This window comes from Kitasatospora sp. NPDC001664, assembly GCF_053596675.1.
In genome coordinates, this window is record NZ_JBSFGS010000038.1 from 29,115 (window position 1) to 48,008 (window position 18,894).

17 protein-coding genes are annotated in these 18,894 nt (G+C 73.1%); 2 read left to right on the forward strand and 15 right to left on the reverse strand.

What is annotated here, in order from left to right; genetic code table 11:
- Positions 1-210: 210 nt before the first annotated feature.
- The 8 genes from truB to rimP form a co-directional block, all read right to left on the reverse strand.
- Positions 211-1,140, reverse strand: coding sequence for a tRNA pseudouridine(55) synthase TruB (gene truB, locus ACWCYY_RS35620; protein ID WP_345285670.1), 930 nt, complete (start codon positions 1,138-1,140; stop codon positions 211-213).
- 41 nt (positions 1,141-1,181) lie between these two features.
- Positions 1,182-2,303 carry a DHH family phosphoesterase gene (locus tag ACWCYY_RS35625; protein ID WP_449798429.1) on the reverse strand — a complete coding sequence of 374 codons (1,122 nt, stop codon included), beginning with the start codon at positions 2,301-2,303 and terminating at the stop codon, positions 1,182-1,184.
- A 2-nt stretch (positions 2,304-2,305) separates the two neighbouring features.
- Positions 2,306-2,749 carry a 30S ribosome-binding factor RbfA gene (gene rbfA / locus ACWCYY_RS35630; protein ID WP_345285666.1) on the reverse strand — a complete coding sequence of 148 codons (444 nt, stop codon included), beginning with the start codon at positions 2,747-2,749 and terminating at the stop codon, positions 2,306-2,308.
- Positions 2,750-2,896: 147 nt separating this feature from the next.
- The gene (locus ACWCYY_RS35635; RefSeq protein ID WP_345285664.1) at positions 2,897-3,193 is read right to left on the reverse strand and encodes a DUF503 domain-containing protein; all 297 of its coding nucleotides are present in this window, start codon (positions 3,191-3,193) and stop codon (positions 2,897-2,899) included.
- A gap of 130 nt (positions 3,194-3,323) precedes the next feature.
- On the reverse strand, positions 3,324-6,461 hold the full coding sequence (gene infB / locus ACWCYY_RS35640) for a translation initiation factor IF-2 (protein ID WP_345285662.1): 3,138 nt from the start codon (positions 6,459-6,461) through the stop codon (positions 3,324-3,326).
- A 186-nt stretch (positions 6,462-6,647) separates the two neighbouring features.
- Positions 6,648-6,941, reverse strand: coding sequence for a YlxR family protein (locus ACWCYY_RS35645; RefSeq protein ID WP_345285694.1), 294 nt, complete (start codon positions 6,939-6,941; stop codon positions 6,648-6,650).
- A gap of 69 nt (positions 6,942-7,010) precedes the next feature.
- The gene (gene nusA / locus ACWCYY_RS35650) at positions 7,011-8,024 is read right to left on the reverse strand and encodes a transcription termination factor NusA (RefSeq protein WP_345285661.1); all 1,014 of its coding nucleotides are present in this window, start codon (positions 8,022-8,024) and stop codon (positions 7,011-7,013) included.
- A gap of 46 nt (positions 8,025-8,070) precedes the next feature.
- Positions 8,071-8,622: a ribosome maturation factor RimP gene (rimP, locus tag ACWCYY_RS35655; protein WP_345285660.1), complete on the reverse strand. Its 552-nt coding sequence runs from the start codon at positions 8,620-8,622 to the stop codon at positions 8,071-8,073.
- A 231-nt stretch (positions 8,623-8,853) separates the two neighbouring features.
- Here rimP and ACWCYY_RS35660 point away from each other — a divergent pair, with 231 nt between their 5' ends.
- Positions 8,854-9,948: a ferritin-like domain-containing protein gene (locus ACWCYY_RS35660; RefSeq protein ID WP_449798430.1), complete on the forward strand. Its 1,095-nt coding sequence runs from the start codon at positions 8,854-8,856 to the stop codon at positions 9,946-9,948.
- A 152-nt stretch (positions 9,949-10,100) separates the two neighbouring features.
- On the forward strand, positions 10,101-11,021 hold the full coding sequence (locus ACWCYY_RS35665) for an aminoglycoside phosphotransferase family protein (RefSeq protein ID WP_345285656.1): 921 nt from the start codon (positions 10,101-10,103) through the stop codon (positions 11,019-11,021).
- Here ACWCYY_RS35665 and ACWCYY_RS35670 read toward each other — a convergent pair.
- The 7 genes from ACWCYY_RS35670 to ACWCYY_RS35700 form a co-directional block, all read right to left on the reverse strand.
- A complete protein-coding gene (locus ACWCYY_RS35670) occupies positions 10,994-11,554 on the reverse strand; it encodes a GNAT family N-acetyltransferase (RefSeq protein ID WP_345285654.1) in 561 nt (186 codons plus the stop codon). The two genes, ACWCYY_RS35665 and ACWCYY_RS35670, sit on opposite strands and share 28 nt — an antisense overlap.
- Before the next feature lie 203 nt (positions 11,555-11,757).
- Positions 11,758-12,636, reverse strand: a complete 879-nt coding sequence (locus tag ACWCYY_RS35675; RefSeq protein ID WP_345285692.1) for a GNAT family N-acetyltransferase — start codon at positions 12,634-12,636, stop codon at positions 11,758-11,760.
- 116 nt (positions 12,637-12,752) lie between these two features.
- Positions 12,753-13,913 carry a flavodoxin-dependent (E)-4-hydroxy-3-methylbut-2-enyl-diphosphate synthase gene (ispG, locus tag ACWCYY_RS35680; RefSeq protein WP_345285652.1) on the reverse strand — a complete coding sequence of 387 codons (1,161 nt, stop codon included), beginning with the start codon at positions 13,911-13,913 and terminating at the stop codon, positions 12,753-12,755.
- Positions 13,914-14,054: 141 nt separating this feature from the next.
- Complete coding sequence (locus ACWCYY_RS35685) at positions 14,055-15,359, reverse strand: M50 family metallopeptidase (protein WP_449798431.1); 1,305 nt, start codon at positions 15,357-15,359, stop codon at positions 14,055-14,057.
- Positions 15,360-15,397: 38 nt separating this feature from the next.
- On the reverse strand, positions 15,398-16,618 hold the full coding sequence (gene dxr / locus ACWCYY_RS35690) for a 1-deoxy-D-xylulose-5-phosphate reductoisomerase (RefSeq protein WP_449798432.1): 1,221 nt from the start codon (positions 16,616-16,618) through the stop codon (positions 15,398-15,400).
- 31 nt (positions 16,619-16,649) lie between these two features.
- Positions 16,650-17,054: a hypothetical protein gene (locus ACWCYY_RS35695; protein ID WP_345285646.1), complete on the reverse strand. Its 405-nt coding sequence runs from the start codon at positions 17,052-17,054 to the stop codon at positions 16,650-16,652.
- 118 nt (positions 17,055-17,172) lie between these two features.
- Positions 17,173-18,615, reverse strand: coding sequence for an aldehyde dehydrogenase family protein (locus ACWCYY_RS35700; protein WP_345285644.1), 1,443 nt, complete (start codon positions 18,613-18,615; stop codon positions 17,173-17,175).
- Between the last annotated feature and the right edge of the window lie 279 nt (positions 18,616-18,894).

An 18,894-nucleotide genomic window follows, 5' to 3' on the forward strand; every position in this document is an offset into this window, starting at 1 on the left:
CCCTCGAACCGCCCTCGAACCGCCCGGAGGGCGGTCAGGGGCGCGAGGAACTGCGCGAATCGGAAGACGAAAACCCGTGTGCCGGGTACGGAGATCCACGTGCAAGTGAGTGTCCGTACCCGGCACACGGGTCGTTTCCTCCCGCAGCGCGCAGTTCCCCGCGCCCCCGGTATGACCAATTTCGTCCGCTGCCCCCGGCAGGGTGCGTCGTCAGCCCACGAAGACCGCGACCGGCTTGGCCTGGCCGGCCTTCTCCTCGATCAGGGCCAGGAAGCGCCCGTCCGGCGCGAAGACCGCGATCGGCCCGTCCACGCCCAGGCCCGGAGCCTTGAGGCGGGTCCCGTGCGAGAGCTGCTCGGCCTGCTCGGCGTCGACGTCCCAGCGGGGGAACGCCGCGGCTGCCGCGTCCCCGATCGCCAGCACCTCCAGCGGGGCGCCGTCCTCCCCCTTGACGGCCTCCTCCAGCTGCTCCAGCGTCCGCGCCGAGTCGAGCCCGTACGGCCCGACCTTGGTCCGCCGCAGGGCGGTCAGGTGGCCGCCGACCCCGAGGCCCGCGCCCAAGTCCCTGGCCAGGGCCCGGATGTAGGTGCCGGAGGAGCACTCCACCGTGACGTCGAGGTCGATCACCGGGGTGCCGTCCTCCGCCACCGCCGCGCGCTGCTCGTGCACCACGAAGGAGTGGATGGTGGTCGGCCGCGCGGCCAGCTCGAAGTCCTCGCCCTCCCGGACCCGGGCGTAGGAGCGCTTCCCGTCGATCTTGATCGCGCTGACCTTCGACGGCACCTGCATGATCTCGCCGGTGAGCGCCGCGATCCCGGCGTCGATCGCCTCCCGCGCCACCGCGGAGGCGTCCGCCGAGGCGGTGACGTCGCCCTCGCGGTCGTCCGTGACGGTGGTCTGCCCGAGGCGGATCGTCGCCTCGTAGGTCTTCGCCGTGAGCATCAGGTGCCCGAGCAGCCGCGTGGCCCGCTCGACCCCGATCACCAGCACGCCGGTCGCCATCGGGTCCAGCGTCCCCGCGTGCCCGACCTTCCTCGTGCCGGCCAGCCAGCGCAGCTTGGCCACCACGCCGTGCGAGGTCAGGCCCTCCGGCTTGTCGACGATGACCAGTCCGTCCGGGCCCGTGCCTTTACGCTTCATCAGTTCTTTCTCTGCGCCTAGTACTTACCAAGAAGAAGAAATCAGCCGTGCGCGCCCAGCGCCGCCCGGAACCGCCCGACCGTGGCGTCCACGTCCTCCCGCGCGGAGAACCCCGCCGCGAAGCGGTGCCCGCCGCCGCCGAGGTCCGCGCAGACCGCGGCCACGTCGACCTCGCCCTTGGCCCGGCAGGAGCCGCGCAGGGTGCCGTCCGGGTCCTGCTTGAGCACCAGTGCCACCTCGGCCTCGGCCGGGCGCCGCAGCACGTCGATCAGGCCCTCGATCTCCTCCACCGTGACGCCGTAGAGCACCAGTTCCTGGTACGGCACCCAGGTCCACACCAGCCCGCGGCCGCCCGCCGCGTCCGGCTCGTAGACGGCCCGGCCGAGCGCTGCGGCCAGCACCTTGAGGTAGCCGAAGGAGGAGGTGTCCCAGAGCTGACGGGAGATCAGGTCGTGCCGGATGCCGGTGGCCAGCAGCCGCCCGGCGAACTCGTGGGTGGCCGGGGTGGTGGCCGCGTACTTGAAGGAGCCGGTGTCGGTGGCCACGCCGGTGTAGAGGCAGGTGGCCAGCGCCTGGTCGAGCTCGACGCCGAGCCGCCGCAGCAGTTCGTCCACCAGCACGGCGGTGGCCGGGGCGGTGGGGTCGATCAGGCGGTGGGTGCCGAAGCCGGGGTTGGAGGCGTGGTGGTCGATGACCACCAGGGCGGGGGCGGCGAAGGCCTTGTCGTGCAGCAGGCCGAGCCGGCCGGTGGAGGCCACGTCGAAGCAGACCACCAGCGCGGGCACCTCGGGCACCTCGGCGGCCGGCACGATCAGCTCCTGACCGGGCAGGAAGGAGAGCGACTCGGGGATCACCTGCGGGTCGTCGCCGAAGGACACCCGGACCCGGCAGCCGCGGGCCCGCAGCGCCAGCCCGGCGGCCAGCGCCGAACCGAGCGCGTCGCCGTCCGGGTTCACGTGGCAGATCAGGTCCACCTCGTCGGCCCGGCCGAGCAGCTCCACCACCCGCTGCCACTCGCCCGCCAGCGCGGGGGCCCCGGGCTCGCCCGCGGCCGACGATCCGCCGTCACCCGCGCTGCGCGGCCCGGGAAGCACCGCGAGGGCACCCTCCACCGTGTCGGTGGAAGATGCCCCCTGGCCGGCCTCGGCCGGCTCGCCGGTCATGGCTACTCGTCCTCGTCGTCGCGCTCGGCGGCCGGCACCCGATAGGGGTCGGCGTCCCCGGCGTAGGTGGCGCCGGCCGAGGCCGTGCGCACCGCGGCGTCGGAGAGCCGGGCCTTGTCGAGCAGGTCGTCGATGTTCTTCGCGTTGTCCGGCAGCGCGTCGGCGACGAAGGTCAGCGACGGGGTGAAGCGGACGCCGGTCTGCTTGCCGACCTCGGAGCGGAGCACGCCCTTGGCGCTCTCCAGCGCCGCGGCGCTGGCCTCCCGCTCCGCCTCGTCACCGTAGACGGTGTAGAAGACGGTGGCCTCGCGCAGGTCACCGGTGACCCGGGCGTCGGTGATGGTCACGTAGCCCAGCCGCGGGTCCTTGATCCGGCGTTGCAGGGTCTCGGCCACCACCACCTGGATGCGGTCGGCGAGCTTGCGCGCCCTTGCGGTGTCGGTCACGTTGCCTCCTCGTGCAGTGAGCGCGGTACCGGGACGGTCGCACCCGGTGCGGCCCTGGCCCCAACGTACCCGCCCGCGCCCGGCCTTGCGGGCGCTCTCGGTCCTCGTCGGTGTGACGCTCCCGACCGGCCGGCCGGACGTCCCACCTCAATCATCGTCGTCGCCGTGGTACCGCCTCCTCGCGGAGAGCAGCATCACCTCGGGGCGGCCGGCGACCAGCCGCTCACAGCTGTCCAGCACCTCGGTGACGTACCCGGCGTCGCCGGAGACGACCGCCAGGCCGATCTCGGCCCTGCGGTGGAGGTCCTGGTTCCCTACCTCTGCGGCGCACACGCTGTACTTGCGCGCCAGCTCGGCCACGATGGGCCGCACGATCGACCGCTTCTCCTTGAGCGAGTGCACGTCGCCGAGGAGAAGGTCGAAGGTGAGTGTTCCTACGAACATGTATGACAGGCCAGAGCCGGCCTGGGGGCCTCGAAGGAGTTGCCCGAACGGGCGTACCTGGAGGCTAACAGTGAGGCCGGGGCCGGTCGACGGGATTTGCACCCGTCGACCGGCCCCGGCTCACACCGCGTTACGCGCGGGGCTTCTCGCGCATCTCGTACGTCTCGATGACGTCCTCGACCTTGATGTCGTTGAACGAACCGAGCGTGACACCGGCCTCGAAGCCCTCGCGGACCTCGGTGGCGTCGTCCTTGAAGCGGCGCAGACCCTCGATGGTGAGGTTCTCGGTGATGACCTTGCCGTCGCGGATGAGGCGGGCCTTGGCGTTGCGGCGCAGCAGGCCCTCGCGGACGATGACACCCGCGATGTTGCCGAACTTGGAGGAGCGGAAGACCTCGCGGATCTCCGCGGAGCCGAGGCGCACCTCCTCGTACTCCGGCTTGAGAAGACCCTTGAGGGCGTTCTCGATCTCCTCGATGGCCTGGTAGATGACCGAGTAGTACCGGACGTCCACGCCTTCCTTCTCGGCAGCGGTACGGGCGCGGCCTTCGGCGCGCACGTTGAAGCCGATGATGATGGCGTCCGAGCCCATGGCCAGGTCGACGTCCGACTCGGTGATCGCACCGACGCCGCGGTGCAGCACCCGGAGCTCGACCTCCTCGCCCACGTCGAGCTTGACGAGGGCGTCCTCGAGGGCTTCGACGGAACCGGAGACGTCACCCTTGATGATGAGGTTGAGCTGCTCGATGGAGCCCGCTGCGATGGCCTTGTCCAGGTCCTCGAGCGAGATCCGGACCCGACGCTGCGCGAAGGCGGCGTTGCGGTCGCGGGCCGAGCGCTTCTCGGCGATCTGACGGGCCGTGCGGTCCTCGTCGACGACGATGAAGCTGTCGCCGGCGCGGGGCACCGAGGTCAGACCGAGCAGCAGCACCGGGCGGGACGGGCCGGCCTCGGCGAGGCTGTTGCCGTTCTCGTCCAGCATCGCGCGGACGCGGCCGTAGGCGTCGCCGACCACGATCGAGTCACCGACGCGGAGGGTACCGCGCTGCACGAGCACGGTCGCCATGGCGCCGCGGCCCTTGTCGAGGTGGGCTTCGATCGCGATGCCCTGCGCGTCCTGCTCCGGGTTGGCCCGGAGGTCGAGCGAGGCGTCCGCGGTCAGGACCACGGCCTCCAGCAGGGAGTCGATGTGCAGGCCCTGGCGGGCGGAGATGTCGACGAACATGGTGTCGCCGCCGTACTCCTCGGCCACCAGACCGAACTCGGTCAGCTGGCCGCGGACCTTGGTCGGGTCCGCGCCCTCGACGTCGATCTTGTTGACCGCGACCACGATCGGCACGCCGGCGGCCTTGGCGTGGTTCAACGCCTCGACCGTCTGCGGCATGACGCCGTCGTTGGCCGCGACCACCAGGATCGCGATGTCGGTGGACTTGGCACCACGGGCACGCATGGCGGAGAACGCCTCGTGACCCGGGGTGTCGAGGAAGGTGATCGGGCGCTCTTCGCCGTTCACCGTGGTGACGACCTGGTACGCACCGATGTGCTGGGTGATGCCACCGGCCTCGCCCGCCACCACGTTGGACTTGCGGATGGCGTCGAGCAGGCGGGTCTTACCGTGGTCGACGTGACCCATGACGGTGACCACCGGCGGACGCGCGGCCAGCATCTCCTCGTCGCCCTCGTCGGCACCGAAGTCGATGTCGAAGGACTCGAGCAGCTCGCGGTCCTCGTCCTCCCGGCTGACGATCTCCAGCTGGAAGCCCATCTCCTCGGCCAGCATCTGGAGCGTGTCGTCGGAGACCGACTGGGTCGCGGTGACCATCTCACCGAGGTTGAACATCACCGAGACGAGCGCGGCCGGGTTGGCGTTGATCTTCTCGGCGAAGTCCGTCAGGGACGAGCCCCGCGACAGGCGAACGGACTGGCCGTTGCCGCGCGGCAGCATCACGCCGCCGACCGACGGGGCCTGCATGGCCTCGTACTCCTGGCGCTTCGCCCGCTTCGACTTGCGGCCACGGGCCGGACGGCCACCGGGGCCACGGCCGAACGCACCCTGCGTGCCACCACGGGCACCCGGACCACCCGGACGGCCGCTGAAGCCACCCGGACGGGCACCGCCGCCGGCGAAGCCGCCGCCGCCACCGGCACCACCCGGACGCGGGCCGCCGAAGCCGCCACCGGCCGGACGCGAGCCCGGACCGGCCGGACGACCGGCGAAGCCCGGACGGGCACCGCCCGCGGCACCCGGACCACCCGGACGGCCACCGGGACCACCGGGGCCACGGCCACCGGCACCCGGGCCCGGGCGCGGGCCCGGACGCTGCGGCATCATGCCGGGGTTCGGACGGGGCATGCCCGAGGGGCTCGGGGCACCCGGACGCGGACCGGCCGGACGGGGCATCCCGTCGGGACGCGGAGCGCCACCCGGACGGGGGGCACCGGCACCCGGCGCACCGGCCGGACGCGGACGGTCGCCACCGGGACGCGGGGCACCCTGGCCCGGAGCGCCACCCGGACGCGGACGGTCGCCACCCGGACGGGGGGCACCGGCACCCGGCGCACCGGCCGGACGCGGACGGTCGCCACCGGGACGCGGCGCACCGGCACCCGGCGCACCGGCCGGACGCGGACGGTCGCCACCCGGCGCGGCCGGACGACGGTCGCCGGGGCGGCCCATGCCGGTCGCGGAGCCGGAGGTGAAGGGGTTGTTGCCCGGGCGCGGGCCGGCCGGGCGCGGGCCCGGACGGGCGGCCGGGTTGGCGGGGTTCGCCGGACGAGCGGCCTGGGCGGCCGGACGGGCCGGGGCCTCACCGGCGGGAGCCGGGGAGGAGAACTCCGCCGCCGGGGCGGCCGGAGCGGCCGGGGCAGCGGGGCGGGCCGCCGGGCGCGGGCCCGGCGTCGGGGCGCCGGCCGGCTTCGGCGCGGCGGGGGCGGCCGGGGCGGCGGGAGCCGCGGCGGCCGGGGTCGGACGGGGACCCGGAGTCGCGGCGGGCCGCGGTCCGGGGGTGGGGGCACCCGGCTTGGGTGCGGCCGCACCGGCACCGCCGGTGGGCTGGGGCGCCGCGGGCTTCCGCGGGCCAGGCTTGGCAGCACCGCTGCCCGAGGGGGCAGCCACTCCCAAAGCGTCAGTCAACTTGCGCACGACCGGCGCCTCGATCGTCGAGGACGCCGAACGGACGAACTCACCCAGCTCGGTGAGCTTGGCCATGACGGCCTTGCTCTCCATGCCGAGCTCCTTGGCGAGCTCGTATACCCGGACCTTAGCCACTTCGCTCCTGTCTACGTGTCCGGGGTATTCGTCCGCCGGACCATCGCTACTTCATGGGCGTACTCATCGCGTACTCATCGAGTGCTCATCGCAATCTCGACCTACTTCCAACTCGCGAGGTACCTGACGTGGTGCGCACCGGGCGCGGGCCTGCCGGCCCTCCCGGTGCTTGTTGCGGTGGTTCTCTCAGCCTGGCGGGATGTCACCCGCCCGCTGCTCGACGTGCTCGCGCAGCGCCGCGGTGTCGAGCGTCCCCTGGAGCCGGAAGGCCCGGGGGAACGCCCGGCGGCGGACCGCGAGGTCGAGGCAGGCCAGGTCGGGGTGCAGGTGTGCGCCCCGGCCGGGCAGTGCGCCGCGGAGGTCGGGGACGCAGATGCCCTCGACCGCCACGACACGCAACAGCTGGTGCTTGGCCGCGCGCTTGCGGCAGCCCACGCAGGTGCGTTCCGGGCATGCTCGGACATGCGTCCGGCCAGACAAGCTCAAGTCTACCCCTCCGGAGGGACATGACGCCGCCCCGCCGATCGCGGTAGGACGTCTACAACGTGACTACTCGGCCCGGGATTCCCGGCGATCGTCCTCCGCGGGGGCCTCGGTGTCCGGCCGGATGTCGATCCGCCAGCCGGTCAGACGGGCGGCCAGGCGGGCGTTCTGGCCCTCCTTGCCGATCGCCAGCGAGAGCTGGTAGTCCGGCACGATCACCCGTGCGGAGCGCTGACCGTAGTCAACGATCTCCACGCTGCTCACCCGTGCGGGGGACAGCGCGGCGGCGACCATCTCGGCCGGGTCCTCGGACCAGTCCACGATGTCGATCTTCTCGCCGTGCAGCTCGGCCATCACGTTCCGCACCCGGGTGCCCATCGGGCCGATGCAGGCGCCCTTGGCGTTCAGGCCGGCCCGGCGGGACCAGACGGCGATCTTGGTGCGGTGGCCGGCCTCGCGGGCGATCGCGGCGATCTCGACGGTGCCGTCGGCGATCTCCGGGACCTCCAGCGCGAACAGCTTCTTCACCAGGCTGGGGTGGGTCCGGGACAGCGTCACGGACGGGCCGCGGACACCGCGGCGGACGGCCACCACGTAGCACTTCAGGCGGGTGCCGTGGGCGTAGACCTCGCCCGGGACCTGCTCCTGCGGCGGGAGGATGGCCTCCAGCTTGCCGATGTCGACCAGGATGTTCTTGGGGTCGTTGCCCTGCTGGACGACACCGGTGACGATGTCGCCCTCCTTGCCCGCGTACTCGCCGAAGGTCTTCTCGTCGGCGGCGTCGCGCAGGCGCTGCAGGATCACCTGCTTGGCGGTGGAGGCGGCGATCCGGCCGAAGCCGCTCGGGGTGTCGTCGAACTCCTTGGGCTCGACGCCCTCGTCCAGCTCGGAGGCGTCCTCCAGGGCCCAGACGGTGACGTGCCCGGTCTTGCGGTTCAGCTCCACCCGCGCGCGGCGGCGGGAGCCCTCGGTGCGGTGGTACGCGATGAGGAGGGCCGACTCGATCGACTCGACCAACAGGTCGAACGGGATGTTCTTCTCGGTAACCAGCCCACGCAGGGCGCTCATGTCGATGTCCACGGCTACGCCTCCTCTTCTCTCTTCACGGTCATGTTCGGGGTGGTGCTCACTCGTCGTCGGCGTCTTCGTCGGTGTCGTCCTCGACGGGCGCGGACTCGTCGAGCAGCCCCTCGTCTTCCTTGCGGTTGAACTCGACCTGGACCCGGGCCCGGGCCACCTCGGAGAACTCCAGGCGGCGCTCCTTGGGCTTGCCGCGGCCCTTCACCGGCTGCACCTCGACCAGCGCGCCGTCCTCGTCGCTCTCCAGCACCCGGGCGGTGATCTCGCCGCCGTCCACCAGGTGGATCTTGGCGAGGCGGCCGGTGGCCCGGTGCCAGTGGCGGGGCTCGCGCAGCGGGCGCTCGGCCCCCGGGGAGCCGACCTCCAGCACGTACGGGGCGGAGCCCATCACGTCCTCGGCGGCGTCCAGCTTCTCGCTGACCACCCGGCTGAAGTCCGCGATCGCGTCCAGGTCGACCCCGCCGTCGGCGTCCACGTCGATCTGCACCTGGCGGCGGTTGCCCGCCTGGGTGACGGTGACGTCCTCGAGGTCGAGACCGGCCTCGGCCGCCAGCGGCTCCAACAACGCGCGCAGCCGGTCAGTGGGGGTGGTGCTCATCCGGGTGACTCCTCGGCCGCGTCTGCTGTTGTCGGTAGGGCTCGCTTCTCAGCGCAGCGGCAAGCCTATCCGGTCGCGGGCCGTTCCACCGACTCCGTCCGGCGCGCGGGCCCCGTGCGCCGGGCGCGCTGCGAGCAAGGTCACAACGGTGCCGCAGGCCGTCTGTCATGATGCACGGGCCACCGGGGGGCCGCCCACGCCCTCCCACGACTTCACCCGGGAGCCCCACCGATGCCGTCCCTCACCCGGCGCAGCCTGCTCGCGCTCGGCGCACTGACCGGCGCCTCGCTGCTGGTCTGCGGCTGCACCGACGAGGACGGGCCGGCGGCCGAGCAGCGCCAACGGGAGGACGCCGACCGGCCGGTGCGGGCCAAGGCGGTGGCCGACACCGACCGGCTGCTCGCCGGGTACGACGCGGTGGCCGCCTCGGCCGGGGCCCAGGCCGAGCAGGTGAAGGCGCTGCGGGCCGAGGTGGCCGAGCACCGCGCCCTGCTGGCGGCCGGGCTGTCCGGCGGAGGGTCCGCCGCCCCGACCGCCCAGGCCGTCCCGGCCTCCCCCGCGGCCTCCGGCGGCGACGGCGCGGTGGGCTCGGTCGCGCAGCTGGCGGCCGCCGAGCGGACCACCGCCCAGGCCCGGCTGGCGCAGCTCGCGGGCGCCTCGCCGGAGCTGGCCAAGCTGCTGGCGGTGGTCGCCGCCTCGGGGGCGGTGCACGCCGCCGCGCTGGGCGACCGCACTCCGGTCGCGGCACCCGGGGACGGCTCGGCCGCCGCGTCCGCCTCCGGGTCGGCGAGCGGGTCGGCGTCCGCCTCGGGTTCCCCCTCCGCCTCGCCCTCCGGGGCCGGCTCCGGGACCGCCTCCCCCAAGCCGGTGCCGCTGCCCGCCGCCACGGCCACCGCCCTGCAGACCGCGCTCGCCGCCGAGCACGCCGCCGTCTACGGCTACGGCGTGGTCGGTGCCCGCATCCCGGGGCCGGGCCGGGCCGAGGCGCACTCGGTGTTCGCCGCGCACCAGGCGCAGCGGGACACCTGGCAGCGCCGGCTGGCCGCCGGGTCGGCCACCCCGACCGCCGCCGCGGCCGGGTACCAGCTGCCCTTCACCGTGAACAGCCCGGAGACCGCCCGCCAGCTGGCCGCCCACATCGAGGTGCAGCTCGCCGGCGTGTACGCGGGCCTGGTCTCCGCCTCCACCGGCGAGCTGCGGCAGAGCGCCGCCACCGCGCTGCGCGAGGCCGCCCTGAACGCCCGCCGCTGGGGCGGCGACCTCACCGCGTTCCCCGGCCTCCCGGCCACCGGCGGCCCCGCCTCGCCGTCGCCCTCCGCCTCCTGAGCCTTCCTCAACCGACCGGCCGGCGGCGCTTCCTGACGGACCGTCGGCACGCCACGCCGGGCCCCTGACCAGCGGTTTCACCGCCATGGCCGACAATGAGCGGGTGAACCGCCGCACCGGCCCGGCCGGGTGGTGCCAACCGAGAGGCCAGCATGTCGGCAGCAGCAGGGCAGCAGATCACCGTCCCGGCGCGGCTCGCGGAGGCCGTCCGGTCCCGGTACGGCGCCGAGGGAGCGGCCTGGCTGTCCGCCCTGCCCGGACTGGTCCGCACCGGGCTGGAGCGCTGGGAGCTCACCCCCGAGCGGGTGGTGGAGCCCGGCGGCCGGCTCTCGCTGGTCTGCACCGTACGGCGGGAGGACGGCTCCCCGGCCGTCCTGAAGACCTCCCTGGTCACCCCCGAGAACGCCCGGGAGCACGAAGCGCTCGCCCACTGGGCCGGACGCGGCGCCGTCCTGGCGCTGGCCGCCGAACCGGCCGACGGCGCACTGCTGTTGGAGCGCCTGCACGGGGACATCCCGCTGCGTTCGCTGGCCGAGGCCAAGGCCATGCTGGAGGCGGCCGGACTGCTCCAGCGGCTCTGGACCGCACCGCCGGACGGCCACGCCCTCACCCCGCTGGCCGAGCGGGTCGCCGAGCTGGCGGACGGCGTCCGACGCCGTCGCGAACTCGCCCCGGAGGCGGCGCCGTTGGCCGACGAGGCGGTGGAGCTGGCCACCGGCCTCCTCGGCTCCGGCGCGGAGTCGTACCTGCTGCACGGCGACTTCCACCACGGCAAGGTGCTGGCCGCCGACCGCTCCCCCTGGCTGGCCGTCTCCCCCCGCCCCCTGGTCGGCGAACGCGCCTGGGACCTGGCCCGGTTGGCCCAGGACCGGATGGACACCCTGGCCGGTTCCCCCGGCCAGCGCGGCGCCGTCCGCCGCCGCCTCCACCAGCTCGCCGACGCCGTCGAGGTGGACCACGACCGGCTGCGCGGCTGGACCCTCTTCCGGACCGTCGAGGCCGGTCTGCGCCACCTGGAGGCGGGCGCCACCGACACCGCCGAGCTCTACCTGGAGTTCGCCGACTGGCTCTGAAGCAGCGGCAGTCGAGCCCCCATCACCGCGTACGGACGGACCGTGTTCGGGAACACCACCATCCGCGCCAGGTCCTGGTAGCCGAGCGAGCGGTAGAGCCGGCGGGCGGGCGTCTCGGCGTCGATCGCCGACAGGATGCTGCGGTCCGCCCCCGAACACTCCGTCAGGGTCCGGATCAGCCGCGTCCCCACCCCCTGCCCCTGGAAGCCGGGCAGCACGTGCAGCTCGGTCACCGCGAAGGTCCCGTCCAGCCAGTCGCCGTACCCGTTGTGCTCCAGGTGCGGTTCGATCACCGTGCTCCACCAGTGCTCGCGCCGGTTCGGCATCCCGTACCCGAAGCCCACCAACCGCTGCCCGCTGAACGCCCCGAAGGCCAGCACCCCCGGCTGCAGCGCGTGCCGCCGCACGATCTGGAGCCGCACCGCCACCTCGTCGGCCGTCAGCCCGAAGGCGACCGCCTGCACCTCCAGTGCCTCCGCCGCCCACGCCGCCAACTCCACGGCCTCGATCGTCACCTCGGTCAGCTGCTCCATGCCCCCGGACGTTACTCTCCCCGCCTCCCCGACGTACGTCTCCCTGCGCCGGGGAAGATCACGAAAGGCTGCCGGACCACCATGACGATGTACCGCAACCCGTCCAACGGGTTCCTGGCGTTCCTCGCCGTGGTGACCGCGGTCCTCCCCGCCCCGGGTGGTGGCGGAGCTCGGCTCCGGCCGGACGGCGGGCTGAACGGGCGTCAGAACAGCACGCTCATGAAGGCGCCGATCTCGCGGAAGCCGACCCGGGCGTAGCTGGCGCGGGCGCGGAGGTTGTAGTCGTTGACGTACAGCGAGACGGTCGGGGCGACCTCGCGCAGGGCGATGTCGAGGACGGCGGCCATGCCGGTGACGGAGAGGCCCCGGCCGCGGTGGGCGGGGGCGACCCAGACGCCCTGGATCTGGCAGGCGCCGGCGGTGACGGCGCCGATCTCGGCCTTGAAGACCACCGAGCCGTCCTCGTCGAAGCGGGCGAAGGAGCGGCCGCCGCCGACCAGTTCGGCGACCCGGGCCTGGTAGAGCAGGCCGCCGTCGCCGGCCAGCGGGGAGATGCCGACCTCCTCGGTGAACATCGCGACGCAGGCCGGCATCAGGGCGTCGACCTCGTTCTTGCGGACCCGGCGGACCAGCGGGTCGGGGGTGATCGAGGCCGGGGCGGGGCTCTGGGTGGCCATCAGCGGCTGGTGGGCGCGGACTTCGCGGGCGGGGCCCCAGCTGCGCTCCAGGCAGGCCCAGAGGGCCGCGGTGGGCCCGGCGGGGCCGACGATGGAGGAGCAGCGGCGGCCCTGGCGGCGGGCCCGCTCGGCGAAGGCGCGGACGGCCTCGGGGCCGGCGTCGACCAGCACCAGGTTGGCCCCGGCGTAGCAGAGGGACTCCAGCCGGCCGTCCGCGTCGTACCAGCCCCACATCTCGCCGCCGAGCCGCCAGGGGTCGAGCCCGACGGCCTCCACCCGGGTGGCGACGAAGGCGTTGGCGACCGGGTCCCGGTGCAGGATCTCCAGCGCCTCGTCGAGGTCCTGGGGGTCGAGCACCCGGGTGGTCGCCAGGGCCCGGGCCACCTGGAACGGGCCGGGGAGCATCACACCTCGATCGAGCACGGGCACCTCACCACTAGGAACGCTTGTCGCACCCTACTCCGCCCGCCCCGCCGGAGAGGAGGTGCGAGCGAGCGAGCGCCCGCACCTCCCGGAATGCACTACTCGGCGGCGGTCACGACCGGCGCGCCGGACTCCACGCCGTCGGCCTGCATCTGCTCGGCCAGCTTGAGGGCCTCCTCGATCAGGGTCTCGACGATCTTCGACTCGGGGACGGTCTTGATGACCTCGCCCTTGACGAAGATCTGGCCCTTGCCGTTGCCGGAGGCGACGCCGAGGTCGGCCTCGCGGGCCTCGCCCGGGCCGTTCACGACGCAGCCCATGACGGCGACGCGCAGCGGCACCTCCATGCCCTCGAGGCCGGCGGTGACCTCCTCGGCGAGCTTGTAGACGTCGACCTGGGCGCGGCCGCAGGACGGGCAGGAGACGATCTCCAGGCCGCGCTGACGGAGGTTCAGCGACTCCAGGATCTGGATGCCGACCTTGATCTCCTCGGCCGGCGGCGCGGACAGCGAGACCCGGATGGTGTCGCCGATCCCCTCGGCCAGCAGCGCGCCGAAGGCGACCGCCGACTTGATGGTGCCCTGGAACGCCGGGCCGGCCTCGGTGACGCCGAGGTGCAGCGGGTAGTCGCAGGCGGCGGCCAGCTGGCGGTAGGCGTTGATCATCACGACCGGGTCGTTGTGCTTGACCGAGATCTTGATGTCGCGGAAGTCGTGCTCCTCGAACAGCGAGCACTCCCAGAGCGCGGACTCCACCAGCGCCTCGGGGGTGGCCCGGCCGTACTTCTCCAGCAGGCGCTTGTCGAGCGAGCCGGCGTTGACGCCGATCCGGATCGGCGTGCCGGCGTCCTTGGCCGCCTTGGCGATCTCGCCGACCTTGTCGTCGAACTGCTTGATGTTGCCCGGGTTGACCCGGACCGCGGCGCAGCCGGCGTCGATCGCGGCGAAGACGTACTTGGGCTGGAAGTGGATGTCCGCGATCACCGGGATCTGCGACTTCTTGGCGATGACGGCCAGCGCGTCGGCGTCGTCCTGGGTCGGGACGGCCACCCGCACGATCTGGCAGCCGGAGGCGGTCAGCTGGGCGATCTGCTGCAGCGTGGCGTTGATGTCGGCGGTGACGGTGGTGGTCATCGACTGGACCGAGACCGGGGCGTCGCCGCCGACCGGGACGTTGCCGACCATGATCTGCCGGGAGACGCGACGGGTCGCCAGCGGCTTGAGCGGCAGGGACGGAATTCCGAGCGAGATCGCGGACATGTGCGCAGGTTCCCCAGGGGTGCGGTGGTGGTCCGGCCATCGGCTCCGGCCGGGCCGGGCGCCCCGGTAGTCAGGAGGCGCCCGGCGTCCAACGGTACGGCACGGGCGAGGTGGCCAACGCACGTACCCGACGGAACCGGGTCAGTTCAGGCGGATGGGGTTGACAAGGTCGGCCACCATCACCAACGCGGTGAAGCAGATGAACACACCGGCCACCACGTACGCGGCGGGCATCAGCTTGGCCACGTCGAACGGGCCCGGGTCGGGGCGGCGGAACAGCTTGGCCCAGCGGCGGCGGACCGACTCCCACAGGGCGCCCGCGATGTGGCCGCCGTCCAGCGGGAGCAGCGGGAGCATGTTGAAGAGGAAGAGCGAGAGGTTGATCCCGGCCAGCAGCTGGACCATGCCGACCACCTTGCTGGAGGAGGGGATGTCCATCTCGAACATCTCGCCGCCGATCCGGGCCGCGCCGACCATGCCCATCGGGGAGTCGGCCGGGCGCGGGTCGTCGCTGACGATGGCGTGCCACAGGCCGGGGATCTTGCCGGGCAGAGCGATCAGCGAGGAGATGCCGTTCTGGGCCATGGTGCCCATCTGGTCGACGCTCTCGCCGAAGGTCAGGGTCTGCATGACCTGGCGCGGGGCGAAGCCCAGGAAGCCCGCCTCGACGGTCTCGCCCTTGACCGGGTACCCGTCCTCGTCGATCTTCTGGACGACGTTCTTCTCCGGCTTGGCCGTCAGGGTGACCTGCCGGCCGCCCCGCTCGACCACGATCGACACCTGCTTCCCGGCGGCCTTGCGGATCTCGCCCTGGAGCTGCTTGTAGTCGGTGACCGGGACGCCGCCGAAGGAGAGGAAGGTGTCGCCCTCCTGCAGCTTGGCCTGCAGGGCCGGGCTGTCGGGCGCGCCGTCGGGGCACTTGTCGGTCGGCTGGCCGACCGCCACCACGCACTTGTTGACGTAGGAGACGGTGGGCACGGCGTTCAGCTGACCGACGCCCATCAGCACGGCGAGGTAGAGCGCGAAGGCCAGGACCAGGTTCATGAACGGCCCGGCGAACATCACGATGACGCGCTTCCACGGCTTCCGGGTGTAGAACATCCGGTCCTCGTCGCCGGGCTTGATCTCCTCGTAGGAGGCCTCCCGGGCGTCCTCGATCATCGTCCGCCAGGGCGAGCTGGAGCGCTGGGTGATCCGGCCGTCCTCGCCCGGCGGGAACATCCCGATCATCCGGATGTACCCGCCGAGCGGGATCGCCTTGAGGCCGTACTCGGTCTCGCCCTTCTTCCGGGACCAGACGGTGCGGCCGAAGCCGACCATGTACTGCGGCACCCGGATGCCGAAGAGCTTGGCGGTGGACAGGTGGCCCAGCTCGTGCCAGGCGATCGAGAACAGCAGGCCGCCGAAGAAGACCAGGATGCCCAGGCCCCACCACACCAATGTCACCGCTGAGCCTCCGTCATGCCGCTCCCTAGGTCTGCTCGCTAGCCGGCTGCCAGCTCGCGGGCCCGGGCACGTGCCCAGGTCTCCGCGTGGAGTACGTCCTCCACCGTGAGCGAAGTTCCCACCGTGTGTTCGGACACCACCTTCGCCACAGTGTCCACGATTCCGGTGAAGGGGAGCCGCCCCTTGAGGAAAGCGTCCACGCACTCCTCGTTGGCGGCGTTGAAGACCGCCGGGGCGGTCCCGCCGAGCGTACCCACCTCGCGGGCCAGGTCGACGGCCGGGAAGGCGTCGGTGTCGAGCGGGAAGAACTCCCAGGTGGCGGCCTTGGTCCAGTCGCAGCCGGGGGCGGCGTCCGGCACCCGGTCGGGCCAGCCGAGGCCGAGCGCGATGGGCATCCGCATGTCCGGCGGGCTGGCCTGGGCCAGGGTGGAGCCGTCGGTGAACTCGACCATCGAGTGGACGACCGACTGGGGGTGCACCACCACGTCGATCCGGTCGAACGGGACGTCGTAGAGCAGGTGCGCCTCGATCACCTCCAGGCCCTTGTTGACCAGGGTGGCGGAGTTGATGGTGACCACCGGGCCCATCGCCCAGGTCGGGTGGGCCAGTGCCTGGTCCGGCGTCACCCCGGCCAGCTCGTCCCGGGTGCGGTTGCGGAACGGGCCGCCGCTGGCGGTGACCACCAGACGGCGCACATCGGAGCGGGTACCGCCGGCCAGCGCCTGGAAGAGCGCGGCGTGCTCGGAGTCCACCGGCACGATCTGGCCCGGCTTCGCGACCGCCTTGACCAGCGGGCCGCCGACGATCAGCGACTCCTTGTTGGCCAGCACCAGCACCCGGCCGGCCCGCAGGGCGGCCAGGGTGGGCCGCAGGCCGATCGAGCCGGTGATGCCGTTGAGCACCGAGTGGCACTCCATCGCGGCCAGCTCGGTGGCCGCGTCCGGGCCCGCCAGCACCTCGGGCAGCGGCCGCCCGGCAGCCCGGGCGGCGAGCGCCTCGCGCAGCGCCGGGACGACGGCCTCGTCGGCCACCGCCACGGTGTGCACGCCCAGCTCCATCGCCTGCTCGGCGAGCAGGGCGACCCGGCCGCCGGCCGCCGAGAGGGCGACCACCTTGAACCGGCCGGGGTTGCGCAGCACCACGTCGATGGCCTGGGTGCCGATCGAGCCGGTCGATCCGAGGATCACCAGTTCCCGGGGCCCCTCCGGGTCCCTGACGACGGGTGAGAAGCGCAGCTGCGGGTGGGCGAGCGAAGTCATGCGCCCCATTGTGTCCTGTCGGACGGGGCGCTCACTGCCAGGCCCAGAGCTTCCCCTCGGCCGTGCCGTCCGCCGCCACCTCCCACTCGAAGACGCCGACCTTGCCGCGCAGTGCGGCGAACTCGGGCGAGCCACTGGTGTAGATCAGCGCGCCGCGCCAGCTGTTGCCGTTCTCCGTGAAGCTGCCGACGCCCCAGCCGTGCCAGGTCGCGTTCGCGCCGCCCGGGCCCATCAGCACGCCGTGGCCCTCACCCTCCAGGGTCCCGTCGGCGCGCATCCGCGCCTGGTAGGTCCCCATGTCCTGCACCTCGACGCCGAGCAGCGTGCCGCCGGCCGCGAACGAGGTCTCCACCGTCGGGGCCAGGCCGTGCTCGCCACCGACCACGCGACGGCCGGTGATCGTCCCCGATTCCTGTCCGATGAGGTCACCCAGCATGACGACCTCCCTTCCTGTCCTTCCGGACTACGCCCGCCCCGGGGAGGTGTCAAGACGGGCCGATGCCCCGTCACCAGCGGTCGGTGACGGGGCATCAGAAGGTGCTTCAGGGGGTGGCTCAGAGGTCGAGGCCGGTGAGGACCATGACCTTCTCGTAGGTGAAGTCGCCCATCGCGTACTTGACGCCCTCGCGGCCGACGCCGGAGTCCTTGACGCCGCCGTACGGCATCTGGTCGGCGCGGTAGGACGGGGCGTCGCCGATGATCACGCCGCCGACCTCGAGCACCTGGTGGGCCTTGAAGGCGGCCTGCAGGTCGTGGGTGAAGACGCCGGTCTGCAGACCGAACGGCGAGTCGTTGACCAGCGCGAAGGCCTCGTCGGTGGAGTCGACCTTGTGCAGCGAGAGCACCGGGCCGAAGACCTCGGCCTTGGCCAGGATGGCGTCCGCGGGCAGCTCGGCCAGCACGGTGGGGGCGTAGGTGGCACCCTCGCGGGTACCGCCCGCCAGCACCTTGGCGCCCTTGGTCACGGCGTCCTCGACCCAGGCCTCGACGCGCTTGGCGGCGTTCTCGTCCACCAGCGGGCCGACGTCCACCGAGTCGTCGGAGGGGTTGCCGGTGACCTGGGCGCCGACCTTGGCGACGACCTTCTCCACCAGCGCGTCGTAGACCGAGGCGTCGGCGATCACGCGCTGCACCGAGATGCAGGACTGGCCGCCCTGGTAGTTGGAGAACATCGCGATCCGGGTGGCGGCCCACTCCAGGTCGGCCTCGGACGACCAGTCGGCGAGCACCACGGCGGCGGCGTTGCCGCCGAGCTCCAGGGTGACGTGCTTGCGCGGCACCGAGTCCATGATCTGGTAGCCGACCTTGTCCGAACCGGTGAAGGAGATCACCGGCAGGCGCTTGTCCTGCACCAGGGCGGGCATCTTCTCGTTCTCGACCGTCAGCACCGACCAGGAGCCGGCCGGCAGCTCGGTCTCGGCCAGGATCTCGCCGAGCACCAGCGCGGAGAGCGGGGTGGCGGGGGCCGGCTTGAGGATGATCGGAGCGCCGACCGCGATCGCCGGGGCGATCTTGTGGGCGACCAGGTTGAGCGGGAAGTTGAACGGGGCGATGCCCAGCACCACGCCGCGCGGGAAGCGGCGCACCACCGCGAAGCGGCCCACGCCGCCCGGGTCGGTGTCCAGGCGCATGGTCTCGCCGTTGGTCCGGCGGGCCTCCTCGGCGGCCCAGCGGAACACCGAGGCGGCGCGGCCGACCTCGCCGCGGGCCCACTTGATCGGCTTGCCGTTCTCGGCGGTGATCAGGCGGGCGATCTCCTCGGTCCGCTCGGTCAGCCGGCGGGCCACGTGGTCCAGCGCGGTGGCGCGCACGTGCGCGGGGGTGGCGGCCAGGGCCGGGGCTACCGCGACGGCGGCGTCCAGCGCCTCCTCGACCTGGGCGTCGGTCGGGATGCTGACCTTGCCGACCAGGCTGCCGTCGTACGAGTGGCGGACCTCGAACTCGGCGTCGCCCGACGCCTTGCGGCCGGCCAGCCAGAACTCATGGGTGGTGGTCACGGTCGTACCGGCCCCTTCTGTCGTCGTGTGGTGCTCTACCGGATCCACGGTAGGGGCGCACCCGCGCGAGCAGGATTGGACACGGCGGCGGACTGCGGCACACCGCTACTCCGGATCGGCACGTGGCCCGGCGACGATCGGCGATCTCGGGGCGCACGTGGCTGTGCCACCAGGGGCGCGAGGAACTGCGCGCGGGGGAGCCGCAGCACGTGCGACCGGCTGACGGCGATCCAGTTGCCGGTGATCCGCCGTCCGAAGCGCGCCCGCACGGCGGAGCCG